Source organism: Bradyrhizobium sp. UFLA05-109 (assembly GCF_054185165.1).
The window spans coordinates 1-11,142 of sequence record NZ_JBBIAR010000127.1; the positions used below are offsets into that span (position 1 = coordinate 1).

At 65.0% G+C, this 11,142-nt stretch carries 10 protein-coding genes; 5 read left to right on the top strand and 5 right to left on the bottom strand.

Annotation, left to right across the window (positions count from 1 at the left end; genetic code table 11):
* Nucleotides 1-279 (bottom strand): glycerophosphodiester phosphodiesterase family protein (locus Q3C01_RS44025; RefSeq protein ID WP_458151582.1); only part of this gene is annotated, 279 nt, incomplete at its 3' end.
* 268 nt (nt 280-547) lie between these two features.
* Between Q3C01_RS44025 and Q3C01_RS44030 the strand changes: the two genes are divergently transcribed.
* Nucleotides 548-3,754, top strand: coding sequence for a CHAT domain-containing tetratricopeptide repeat protein (locus Q3C01_RS44030; protein ID WP_458151583.1), 3,207 nt, complete (start codon nt 548-550; stop codon nt 3,752-3,754).
* A gap of 29 nt (nt 3,755-3,783) precedes the next feature.
* On the opposite strand, the gene Q3C01_RS44035 is transcribed toward Q3C01_RS44030, so the two are convergent.
* On the bottom strand, nt 3,784-4,569 hold the full coding sequence (locus tag Q3C01_RS44035) for a L,D-transpeptidase (RefSeq protein ID WP_458151584.1): 786 nt from the start codon (nt 4,567-4,569) through the stop codon (nt 3,784-3,786).
* A 291-nt stretch (nt 4,570-4,860) separates the two neighbouring features.
* On the opposite strand from Q3C01_RS44035, the gene Q3C01_RS44040 reads away from it, so the two are divergent.
* Nucleotides 4,861-5,184: a hypothetical protein gene (locus Q3C01_RS44040; RefSeq protein ID WP_458151585.1), complete on the top strand. Its 324-nt coding sequence runs from the start codon at nt 4,861-4,863 to the stop codon at nt 5,182-5,184.
* 109 nt (nt 5,185-5,293) lie between these two features.
* Here the strand turns inward: Q3C01_RS44040 and Q3C01_RS44045 are convergent, their stop codons facing one another.
* Entirely contained in the window at nt 5,294-6,055 is a 762-nt protein-coding gene (locus tag Q3C01_RS44045) for an ABC transporter permease (RefSeq protein ID WP_458151587.1), read from the bottom strand.
* Nucleotides 6,052-6,975 (bottom strand): ABC transporter ATP-binding protein, encoded by a 924-nt coding sequence (locus Q3C01_RS44050; RefSeq protein WP_458151588.1) that lies wholly within the window; start codon nt 6,973-6,975, stop codon nt 6,052-6,054. Before Q3C01_RS44050 ends, Q3C01_RS44045 begins: the two co-directional genes overlap by 4 nt.
* 274 nt (nt 6,976-7,249) lie before the next feature.
* Between Q3C01_RS44050 and Q3C01_RS44055 the strand changes: the two genes are divergently transcribed.
* The gene (locus Q3C01_RS44055; RefSeq protein ID WP_458151589.1) at nt 7,250-7,978 is read left to right on the top strand and encodes a hypothetical protein; all 729 of its coding nucleotides are present in this window, start codon (nt 7,250-7,252) and stop codon (nt 7,976-7,978) included.
* Between the two features lie 138 nt (nt 7,979-8,116).
* Here Q3C01_RS44055 and Q3C01_RS44060 read toward each other — a convergent pair whose 3' ends face one another.
* Nucleotides 8,117-9,244, bottom strand: coding sequence for a threonine synthase (locus tag Q3C01_RS44060; protein WP_458151590.1), 1,128 nt, complete (start codon nt 9,242-9,244; stop codon nt 8,117-8,119).
* 89 nt (nt 9,245-9,333) lie between these two features.
* Here Q3C01_RS44060 and Q3C01_RS44065 point away from each other — a divergent pair, with 89 nt between their 5' ends.
* Nucleotides 9,334-9,897 (top strand): DUF3016 domain-containing protein, encoded by a 564-nt coding sequence (locus tag Q3C01_RS44065; protein ID WP_458151592.1) that lies wholly within the window; start codon nt 9,334-9,336, stop codon nt 9,895-9,897.
* Nucleotides 9,898-10,019: 122 nt separating this feature from the next.
* Complete coding sequence (locus tag Q3C01_RS44070) at nt 10,020-10,997, top strand: LysM peptidoglycan-binding domain-containing protein (RefSeq protein WP_458151593.1); 978 nt, start codon at nt 10,020-10,022, stop codon at nt 10,995-10,997.
* Nucleotides 10,998-11,142 lie beyond the last annotated feature (145 nt).

The following is an 11,142-nucleotide window of genomic DNA, read 5'->3' on the forward strand; positions in this document are numbered from 1 at the left end:
CTGGCCGACGTCATATGTCTTGACCTCGTCGAGCCGCAGCTTGACGAACGGCGTACCGGGCGCGGCGACATAGCCGCCTGCGGCATCGCGCGCGAGATCCGGATTGAGGCCGCGCTCATGCGACACGACGACCTCGCCGTCCGCGGTGACGCCGACGTCGAGCTCCAGCGTGTCGACGCCCATCGACAGAGCGTTGGCGAAGGCGGGCAAGGTGTTTTCCGGCAGCAGCGCGCGCCCGCCGCGATGCGCTTCGAGATCGAAGGTCGGATCGAGTGCCATGGCCCGTCCAGCGATGAGAACACAAAAGGCCGTCAGGATCGTCACAGCAGGGGATGGCATCGGGGCACGCAGGGCAAGAGGGAAACGGAACGTTTGAACCGCTTTTCGGCGGCTTTGGCCAGTCTACAGGCATTCGCGCCTGTTGGCTCGCCCGAGTACTGATCGGAGACCGTGGTGGCCCGGCGTCCTGGCACGCTGTCGACAGCAGCGGTTGCGGCCTTTACTCTTGAGGCCATTGTCATTTGATGCGTGTGACGGGGGCCTCGATATGCGCCACGCTCGCGTCTTCGCCGCCCTCATGCTGGCGGCCTCGTTGTTCGGAGCCCCGGCTTTCGCGCAGCGCGGCAACGATTTTGATGCGCTCCAGGCGCAGATGGGCGCGAGCATCCAGGCCGGCCGCATGGCCGAGGCCCTGGCGGCCGCCGAGAAGCTCGAGGTGCTTGTTCGCCGGCGGCAGGGCACCGACAACATGAACTATGCCGGGGTGCTGCACAATCAGGGCCTGTGCCTGCACAATCTCGGACGCTACGGTGAGGCCGTCGACAAGCTGAATGCGGCGCTCGCAATCAAGTTGCGCAACACCGACGTTGCCTCGACGCTGCGCACCTCGAACATCCTGATTAGCTCCCTCGGCATGCTCGACCGACGCACTGAGGCGACGGCGGTTGCCGAACGCGCGCTGGCGCTCGGCACATCCGCCTTCGGCGCGAACGACGTCAGGCTCGCAAGCACCCTTGCCGCCCTCGGCGGGCTCGCGCGCGACAAGGAGAATTTTGGCGAGGCTGCCCGCTATTTCGAGACTGCGCTCGCGAGCTGGCAAAATACCCCGAATGCGCCGCCGCACGAGATTGCCACGGCGATGGACGACCTCGGCGACGTCTATGGCCTGCTCGGACGCTTCGACGAGGGCGAGCGGCTTTTGAAGCAAGCGCTGGACCTGCTCGACAGTGCCTATGGCCGGGGTGCCGAGGCGACCCCCAACTACGAGAAGACACTCAACGATCTCGGTAACCTCTATCAGGCCGTCGGCCGCTTTGCCGATGCCGAGGCGATCTTCCGGCGTGCACTCGCCGTTGGCCGCGCGCGCCGTGGCGAGGATCATCCGCTCGTTACGGGGACGACGGGCAATCTGGCAATCGTGCTGGAGCGGCAATCGCGCCTTGCGGAAGCGGAGAAGCTCTATCAGCAGATGCTTCAGGCCTATGAGAAGCAATACGGCCCCAACCACCCGATCACGGCGATTGCGCTCGTCAACCTCGCCAACAACTATGTCGATCAGCGAAAGGTCGAGGCTGCGGTGGGCTTGCAAGAGCGCGCGCTTGCGATCGACGAGAAGGCGTTCGGCGCCGAAAGTGCCGATGTCGGGCGCATCCTAACCAATCTCGCCAACAGCTATCGCAGTCTCGGCCGCGCCGAACAGGCGATCCCGCTCTACCAGCGCTCCCTGCTGCTGATGGAGCGGAAGTTCGGCCAGGGCGCCGCCCAGACCGCCGTCGCTGCGAACTCGCTCGGCCAGGCCTTGATGGAGGCCGGGCGTGCCGACGAGGCCAGGCCATATCTCGGCCGAGCGCTCGAGATCGACGAGCGCCTGCTGGGCAATACGCATCCGCAGCTCATCGGCGATCTCCGCAGCATCGCGGTGCTCGATCTCGGGACCGGTCAGCTCACTGAAGCACGCAACGAGCTGCGCCGCGCGCTCGCCATCGCACAGGAGAGGCTCGGCGCGAACCATCAGGACACCATCGCCACGATGGTCAATCTCGCCGACATCGACGCACGCGAAGGCAAATGGGCCGATGCGCTCGCAATGCTGCGGCGGGCTTCGGCAGCGTTGAACGCTCAGCGCAATGCGCAGTTCACCCGCTTCACCGAGATCGACCCGGCGTTGATCGAGGCAATCTGGCGCGTTTCGGACGGCACGCCCGACGATGCGGTGAGGGATGAGGCGTTTGGCGCGGCGCAGCGGGCTCATGAGACCAAGGCGGGCGCGGCCCTGTCGCAGATGGCGGCCCGGTTCGGCGCCGGCAATGACGCGATCGCAGTGCTGGTGCGGCGGCAGCAGGATTTGAAGGTCATGCTCGACACGCTCGATAAACGCGTCACGACCGAGCTCGGCCAACCCGACGGCAAGCGCAACGACGCGCTGATCGGCAGCCTGCGCGCAGAGTTCGCGCGAACGCAAAAATCCTATGACGACGTCTCGGCACAGCTCGACAAGGGCTTTCCGGCCTACGCCGAACTGTCGAACCCCCAGCCGCTGCCGGTCGCGCAGGCGCAGGCCCTCTTGAGACCAGATGAAGCGCTGGTTTCTTTTCTGTCGCTGAGCAAGACTACCTACGTCTTTGCCGTCACGCGCGAGACGAGCGCGCTGCGCCAGGTCGCGCTCGGCAGCAAGATGATCGGCGACCGCGTCGCGCATCTTCGGCTCGGACTTGCCAATTCCGAGACACCGCAGACTTCGTTCGATCTCGATGCATCCTTCGAACTCTACACCGCGCTGCTTGGTCCGGTCATGGCGGACATCTCAGGCAAGCCGAAACTGCTGGTGGTTCCCGCGGGCGCGCTGACCAGCCTGCCGTTCCACGTGCTGGTGACGAAGAAACCCGATTCCGCGCAGGGCAAGGATGATCGCTACCGGCAAGCGGCCTGGCTGCTGAATGAGCGCGCGATCACCGTGCTGCCCTCGGTGGCGAGCCTGCGCGCGCTGCGCAGCTTTGCGAAGGACTCGCGCGCGTCGAGACCGTTCGTCGGATTCGGCGATCCCGTGTTCCAGCGTGCTGCCGGCGAAAAGCGCGCGAGCGCCGGACGCAATGTGCAGCCCTACCAGAGCTACTATGATGGCACGAGCGTCGATCTGGAGCGGCTGCGCACGGGCTTGCCGGCGCTGCCTGAAACTGCGGGCGAATTGCAGGCGGTGGCGCGCGCGCTCGGCGCCTCGCCGCAGGACGACGTCAAGCTCGGCCCGGCCGCGACCGTCACCAATGTCAGCGCGATGCCGCTCGATCAGTATCGCGTCGTCGATTTCGCGACACACGGCCTCGTGGCCGGCGAGGTCAACGGTCTCACTGAGCCCGCCCTCGTCTTGACCTTGCCGGAAAGGCCGACAACCGAGGACGACGGCCTGCTCACCGCGAGCCGTATCGCAAGGCTCAAGCTCGATGCCGACTGGGCAGTGCTCTCGGCATGCAACACGGCGGCTGGCGACAGGCCCGGCGCCGAAGGCCTGTCGGGCCTTGCGCGCGCATTCTTCTACGCCGGTGCCCGCGCGCTGCTGGTGTCGCACTGGCCGGTCGATTCCGAGGCGGCCGTGCGGCTGACGACCGGCGCCTTCTCCGAGCTCGCCTCGCACCCCGGCATCGGACGCGCCGAGGCGCTGCGACGGTCCATGCGCGCGCTGATCGCTGACCGCGCCTCGCCGCGCAATGCCGATCCTGCCGTCTGGGCGCCGTTCGTGCTGGTAGGCGAAGGAGGTTAGCGCGTTCAGATAGCCGGCCGCTTCAGCCGTCAGTTCTGGTAATTATAGTAGGTGCGGGGCTGATAGTACTGGCGGGGCTGCTGCTGATAGTAAGAGCCCTGCTGGCCGTAGCTCGGATCGTAAGTCTGGTACTGCTGCTGCGGCTGATAGACCTGAGCATCATAGACTTGGCGCGTGCCGCGCGGCGCCGGATAGCGTGCGCCGGTGTCGCTACCATCGGCCGGATAGATATAGCCGTTGTCCTGCGGCACTATGCGGCGGCCGGGCTGCACCTGCGGCGTCAGGTCGACGGGTTCGCCGGCCGCGCTGTACTGGTCGCCGTACGGCTGCGCCGCACGCGCCACGGCGTTGGTGCCGCGGCCACGCGGATTGCGCATCAAGGCTACCTGCGCCGAGCCGGTCAGCGTAACCGTGGTGTTGAGCACGCCTTGCTCCTGAACCAGCGCGTAGAGCGTCGAGGCGTTCTCGCGCGACAGCCGCACGCAGCCATGGGACGCCGGCGTGCCGAGCCGGCCGACCGAGTCGGTGCCGTGGATCGCATGCCCGATCTTGGTGAAGAAGATCGAGTGCGGCATCGGCGCGTCGTCGAATTCCTTGGAGTAGTGGTCCTCCTCCATGCGGAAGGCGCGGAAGCTGCCGCTCGGCGTCTCGCGGGAGGGGATCCCGGTGGACACGGGCCAGTGATAGCGCGCGACGCCATCGACCGCGACGGTCATCCGCTGATTGTCCTTGTCGATGGTGATGTCGACCTTGGCCTGCGCGGCACCCGCGCTGAAAAACATCAATGAGACGATTGCAACAAATAAGGTACGCATTTTACTTCCGGCCTCCGGCCTGTTCGCGCAAGCGCCGCGGCTCTCCATCCCCCGGCATGTACTATGCCCGCAATCAGGTTTCGGTTCCAGTGGCCTGCCCAGCGATCGTTAACGTGGCGCCGGGCGTAAGCAAGGCTGCATCATCACGAATCCGCGCGTGCAGTGCTGACATTTTCGCGAGCGGGGCGCATCGCCAATTCGTCACGGATGCGCAACCATTTGGCCGCAGCGGCGTTTCAGATTGCCTGCCTTCACCGGTCAACTCGCCGGTCCATCCACTGGGATATCAAGATGAACAAAGCTCGCTTCACCGCGGCCGCGTTGCCGGCCGGTTTGCCATTCCGCCTGCTTTTCGCCGCAAGCCTCCTGCTTGCGCTCATGGCGCTGCCGCAGCCCGGACACACCCAGGGCATCGTGCGCGGCGCGCAGGAAGGTGCCTATGAAGGCAACCGCGTCGCCGGGCCGGTCGGCGGCGTGGTCGGAGGCGCTGTCGGGGCCGGTGTTGGCGGCGCCGTGGGCGCGGTCGAGGGCGTGTTCGGCATTCCCCATCACGGCTGGCGCCATCGCTGCCGCGGTTATTATGACGGCTACCACCACTTCCATTGCTACAGGTGACGCGGTTCTGTAGCCCGGATGGAGCGAAGCGCAATCCGGGTCGCTCGTGCATCGAGGCGACACGGGTCCCGGATTTCGCCGCGCTCAATCCGGGCTACGCGACTTCGGCTCAATTCTTCAGCCGATAGCCGGTGCGGAAGATCCAGCCGATCATGACGAGGCAGATCACCAGGAAGGCGGTAGTCATGCCGATGCTCAAGGCGACGCTGACATCGGCGATCTCGTAAAAGCTCCAGCGGAAGCCGGAGATCAGATAGACCACCGGATTGAGCAGCGCGACCGTGCGCCAGCCTGACGGCAGCATGTTGATGGAGTAGAAGCTGCCGCCGAGGAAGGTGAGCGGCGTCACCACCAGCATCGGGATCATCTGGAGCTTCTCGAAGCCGTCGGCCCAGATGCCGATGATGAAGCCGAACAGGCTGAAGGTCACTGCGGTCAGCACAAGGAAAGTCAGCATCCAGATCGGATGGTGGATATGCAGCGGAACGAAAAGCCCCGCGGTGGCCAGAATGATCAGGCCGAGGATGATCGATTTGGTCGCGGCCGCCCCGACATAGCCGAGCACGATCTCGAAGTAGGAGATCGGCGCGGACAGGATTTCGTAGATCGTGCCGACGAATTTCGGGAAATAGATGCCGAACGAGGCGTTGGCGATGCTCTGGGTCAATACCGACAGCATCACGAGGCCCGGCACGATGAAGGTGCCGTAGCTCACGCCCTCGACATGGTCGATGCGCGATCCGATCGCGGCGCCGAACACCACGAAATAGAGCGAGGTTGAAACCACCGGCGAGACGATGCTTTGCAGCAGCGTGCGCCAGGTGCGCGCCATTTCGAACAGGTAGATGGCGCGAACGGCGTGCAAATTCATGACGTCCTCACGAGGTCGACGAAGATATCCTCGAGCGACGATTGCGTCGTGTCGAGGTCGGAGAAGCGGATGCCGGCACTACGGAGGTCGCCGAGCAGGCTGGTGATGCCGGTGCGCTCGCCCTTGGTGTCGTAGTCGTAGACCAGTCTCGTCCCCTCTTCGCAAAGCTCGAGCTCGTAGGGCGCCAGGCTCTCCGGCAGCGCGTCGAGCTTGCCCTGCAAATGCACCGTGAGCCGCTTCTTGCCGAGCTTCTGCATCAAGGTAGCCTTGTCCTCGACCAGCACGATCTCGCCCTTGTTGATGACGCCGATACGGTCGGCCATCTCCTCGGCTTCCTCGATGTAGTGGGTGGTGAGGATGATGGTGACGCCGGATTGCTGAAGGGTGCGCACTACCTCCCACATGCCCTTGCGCAGCTCGACGTCGACGCCAGCGGTAGGCTCGTCCAGGAACAGGATCTGCGGCTCGTGCGACAGCGCCTTGGCGATCATCACGCGACGCTTCATGCCGCCGGAAAGCGTGATGATCTTGTTGTCCTTCTTGTCCCACAGCGAGAGGTCCTTCAGCACCTTCTCGATATGGGCGGGGTTCTTCGGCTTGCCGAACAGGCCGCGGGAAAAGCTCACCGTTGCCCACACGCTCTCGAATGCGTCGGTGTGCAGCTCCTGCGGCACCAGCCCGATCAGCGAGCGCGCCTTGCGCCAGGAGCTGATGATGTCCTCGCCACCGACCATGACCTTGCCTTCGCTCGGATTGGCGATGCCGCAGATGATCGAGATCAGCGTGGTCTTGCCGGCGCCGTTGGGCCCGAGCAGCGCAAAGATTTCGCCGCGCTTGATGTCGAGATTGACGTTTTTCAGCGCCTTGAAGCCGGACCCATAGGTCTTCGACAGGTTGGCGACGGAGATGATGGAGGACATGATGGCCGGAGGCTGGGAAAGGGAGGCTGGAACCTGCCCGATCAAGGGCTGTCCAGCGGAGCCCTGAAATAGGAACGCGATCTCCCCCTCGCAATCACCCGGAGAAAAATGGTCTCAAAACAGGCTCTTAGGTGGTGGGTTCCGGGCGACTGTTGCAGCAGGGACACGCGCGGTGGCCAAAGATTGCCGTTCACGCGCCTCTTTGTTGCGTGTGCGAGCAGGGGGAGGCTACGATTCCCGGCAATCGCAAAGCGAATGTTCCCAGGGAAGATCAATGAGACCAGACGGTCGTAGCGCAGCCGGCACAAGCCACCTGTCGGCACTCAAGGCGTGGGCGTTATGCCTGTGCCTGGTGACGGCACTCGCCATCAGCCCGCGGCCCGCGACGGCCGCTCCGACGGCGCCGAGTCCGGCGGCCGCGACCACGCATGTCTATCTGCTGCGCGGCGTGCTCAACATCTTCTCGCTCGGGCTCGACACCATCGGCTCGCGCCTCGAGGCGCAGGGCATCCCCGTGACGGTTGCGAACTTCGTCTCCTGGTCCTCGCTCGCCGATGAGGCCGCCGCCGCTTACAGGGCCGGTCAGCTGAAGACCATCATCCTGGTCGGGCATTCCTCGGGTGCGACCGCGCTGCCCGATATGATCGCCAAGCTCAATCATCTCGGCGTGCCCGTGAAGCTCGCAATCGGGCTCGATTCGGTCTTCAAGACCAGGCTCTCGACCGGTGCCGAGCGGTACATCAACCTCTATATCGGCGACGGTCCCGGCGAGCCGGTGCGCGCAGCCGATGGCCTTCGCGGCAAGCTCGACAATGTCGACGTGCGAGGCACCGGCGCCGGCCACATCACGATCGACAAGAACGAGTACATACAGCGCCGCGTGATTGCCGAGATCGATGCTGTGGTGATGCGCTCGCGCGCGCCAGCGGCCCCGCAGGCCGAGCCGCGTGCGGCGAGGCCCGTCGCGCGTTCGGCAGCGGCAACGACGCCGTCGCGGAACTAGGCGAGCCCTGCCGCGCGTTGTCTTGATGTCCTCGGCGCTAAAGCGCAATGAGATTGGGATGAATCGTCATCGCGCTTTAGGTTTTTGTTTGAGCATGATCTTTTCGGAAAACCGCTTCACACTTTTCCGGATCATGCTCTAGCCGAGGATCTCGGTGATGAGCGATGCCGCCTTGATCCCCGTGCCCGTGATGACGACGACGGTGCGCTCATTCGAGCGAATGGCGCCGCGCCGGGCAAGCTCGTCGAGCGCGGCGGCGGCGCTTGCCGATGTCGGCTCGGGAAACAGGCCCGTGCCCGCGAGCTTCTTCAGCCCCGCGATGATGCCCTCTTCGGGAATGGCCACCGTGTCGCCGCCCGTTTCCTTCAGTGCCGCCACCATCTGACGCAGGCGCAGCGGGCTCTTGATCGCGGTGCCCTCGGCGATGGTCTTGCGGACCTCGCGCGCCACCGGCGTGTCGACGCCGGCCGTGAAGCTCGCATCGAGTGGCGAGCAGTTCAGCGGCTGCGCGGCGAACAGTTTTGGCATCCGCGCGATCTGCCCTGCCGCGAGCAGCTCCTTGAAGCCGAGATAGCAGCCGAGCAGGCTGCTGCCGGCACCGACGGGAACTACGACGTTGTCGGGGGCCGAGTAGCCGAAATCCTCCCACATCTCGTAGGCGAGGGATTTGGTGCCTTCGAGGAAGAAGGGCTGCCAATTGTGGCTCGAATAGAAGATGTTGCTGGACTGGCGGATCGCTTCCGCCTCCGACTCCTCGCGCGGCCCTTCCACGAGTTGGATGTCCGCTCCATAAGCGCGCACCTGCGCGATCTTCATCGGAGACGTGGACGCGGGCGCCAGGATCTTGATCTTCATTCCGCCGGCCGCGCCATAGGCGGCGACCGATGCGCCGCCATTGCCTGAGCTGTCCTCGAGCACTGCATTGACGCCGAGCTGGCGGATGAAAGACAGCATCACCGTGGTGCCGCGATCCTTGAAGCTGGCCGTCGGGTTGAACCATTCGAGCTTGAAGTAGGGCCTCAACTCGCCCCACTCCCTCTGGACGAGGGGCGTGCAGCCCTCGCCCATGGAGATCGGGCTTGCGATATCGACCGGTAGCGCGGCGCGATAGCGCCACAGTGAGCGCACGCCGCGATCGACCTCGTCGCGCGAGATGCCGCGCAGCGGCGTCACCATCAGCGGCTTGCGATCGTCGGAGCACCAGCGCGGCTGGTCCAGCGGATAGAGCGTGCCGCTGATCGGTTCGATGTAGGATGGCATCGTCATGGGGCGGATCTCGGGCACGAGCTTTCGAGGCCGATCACGCCGCCTGATGATCAGGCGAGAGGGAGTGCGGCCCGATTGAACGATTCTAAGTGCCGAAACGGAATATCGATGTCAATTCCGGCGTTCCCGAGTTCGCGGGACGCTGCGACTGGGCGCGTTCGGAAGGCGAGGCTCACGTGATCCGGAGATCGGTTGCCGCTGCTGCGCTGATGGCTGCGTTGCTCTGTCCGTCGTCCGGCGTTGCCGGCGTCAAGGTCCGCTTCATCAATCCCGAGCGGTATACCGACGCGGATGCCTACGGTGGTGGGTCGCGCGAGGCCACGCTGGCCGAGTTTCGCGCCTATCTCGAAACCCTGGGCAGGCGGCTTCTCGCGCCGGGGCAGAATCTGAGCATCGATGTTTTGGATATCGACCTCGCCGGGCAGGACGAGCCGCGGGGGCGTGGCACGGAGGTGAGGGTGATGCGCGACGTCACGCCGCCGCGCATCAAGCTGCGCTACACGCTGAGCGGAGGCAGGCGCACGAGGAGCGGCGAGGACGATCTGAGCGACATGAACTATCTGATGAACTCCTCCGGTCGCCTGGGTGGCCGCTACGGCTACGAGAAAGCGCTTCTGGATGACTGGTTCAGGCGTATCGCCGGTTCGCGATAAGTGAGCGACAGGCGTTGGCGTGCAATTGGGCAGGCTTTGCGCCCCAAATTCTGCCAAATCGGTGGTCAGTAAGGCCGGAATAGGGAAGGCGCCCGCCTTCCCGCGGTGGGGTTGCAGGACGAATGGTTGTTTTGAGGCGAGTGGTCCTGCTGGCGATTGGAGTGCTGCTCGCTGTCTCGACGGCCGTGGCGGCCGCTCCGCCGGCAAAGCCCAAGAAGGCGGCCGCGATCGTGGCACTGCCGTCACTGCCGCAACCGCCCCCGCTGCCCGCCGAGGCCGAACCTGGGCCGTCCCCGCGCGTCTATCTCTTCCGCGGCGCGCTCGGGCCGATCTTCTCGACCGGCATGGATCGGCTCGCGGAGCGGCTCACGGAAGCCGGCTTCAAGGCCGACGTCTACGAATTCACGATCTGCCGGCTGGTCGCCCAGCGCGCGATCTCCGCCTACCGCGAGCAGCCTGCGCCGATCGTGCTGATGGGGCATTCCATGGGCGGGCTGTGCTCGATCATTTTCGCCGAGATGCTCGCCGAGGAGAAGATCCCGGTCAGCCTGGTCATCACCATCGATCCCGCGCATGCGACCGGAAACGTGCCGCTCAATGTCGAGCGCTTCATCAACATCTACCTGTCCGACAGCGTGCTTGGCGGCGGCGACGTGGTCGCGGAGCCCGGCTATCGCGGCCATTATGCGAGCTTCGACCTGAAGGAGAACAAGCGCGTCACGCACATCAACATCGAGAAGTCTGAAGACATCCACCGCCAGATCGTCGACATGGTCGCGCAATTGCCGCGCGTGCCCGCGCAGGCGCAGGGCGATCCCGTGCCGCTGCGCTATCTCGTTCCCGGCGACACGCTGGTGGAATTGTGGGACTCGGGCGTGAAGCTTCCAATGCGTGCCGGCGACACGCTCGAGCGCATCGCCGCGCAATATCACGTTCCGGTGTGGTCGCTCGCGCAGGCCAACGGGTTGTCTGAAAGCACGCCGCTTGCCGCCGCTCAGGACGTCATCATCCCGCGCCATCTGCTGCCGGCCATGCCGGAGCAGGCGGCCGCCACTCCGCCCAAGTCGGTCGCCAAGTCGGTCGCTAAGTCGGTACGCTGACGTTCGCGAGGCGCGTTCGTGATTTAGGATGCGAGTTGAGGCAACGCGCTGCATCCAGACTGCCGCAGCGCTCGCAATTGTGCATGTTCATTAATTCGGTGATCGAATCCAGCCCGGCAGGGAGGGTTCGATGCGCGACAATAGC